Genomic DNA, 791 nt, shown 5'->3' with positions numbered 1-791 from the left:
GGAGGCTGCGCCGCCATCAGCCAAACCGACGCCAGCAGTTCCGTCTGGTCTGTGATGCCGCTGTCCGGCAGGCATTCAGTGACGCAAAACAGCGGTATGGTGCACCGCGTCTGGCAGATGAACTGCCGGAATACAACATCAAAACCATCGCCGCCAGCCTGCGTCGTCAGGGCCTTCGGGCAAAAGCCGCACGGAAGTTCAGGCCGGTCAGCTACCGTGAGCATGGTCTGCCGGTATCAGAGAACCTGCTGAAGCAGGATTTTTACGCCGATGGTCCGAATCAGAAGTGGGCAGGCGACATCACGTATCTGCGCACAGATGAGGGCTGGCTATATCTGGCGGTGGTGATTGACCTGTGGTCCCGGGCAGTCATTGGCTGGTCGATGTCGCCGCGAATGACGGCGCAACTGGTGTGTGATGCGCTACAGATGGCACTGTGGCGACGTAAACGCCCGGAAAATGTCATCGTACATACGGACCGTGGCGGGCAATACTGTTCAGCGGACTATCAGGCATTAATGAAGCGGCATAATCTGCGTGGGAGCATGAGTGCAAAAGGGTGCTGTTACGACAATGCCTGTGCAGAAAGCTTTTTCCACTCACTGAAGGTGGAATGTATCCACGGGGAGCGCTTTATCAGCCGGGAAATGATGCGAACGACGGTGTTCAATTATATTGAGTGCGATTACAATCGGTGGCGACGTCACAGTGCCTGTAGCGGACTCAGCCCGGAACAATTTGAAAACCAGAACCTCGCTTAGCACCGTGTCCATATTACGTGGGCAAGATCA

1 protein-coding gene is annotated in these 791 nt (G+C 55.8%); it reads left to right on the top strand.

Features of this window, described 5'->3' with window-relative positions:
* Window positions 1-761: IS3 family transposase (locus tag ABLU78_RS03375; protein WP_348820115.1), on the top strand; the 761-nt coding region annotated here is incomplete at its 5' end.
* Window positions 762-791: the final 30 nt, after the last annotated feature.

The sequence above is a fragment of the Klebsiella sp. JN_Kp122 genome (assembly GCF_040062085.1).
Lineage (GTDB): Bacteria > Pseudomonadota > Gammaproteobacteria > Enterobacterales > Enterobacteriaceae > Klebsiella > Klebsiella aerogenes.
This window is presented reverse-complemented; position numbering and strand designations above follow the sequence as displayed.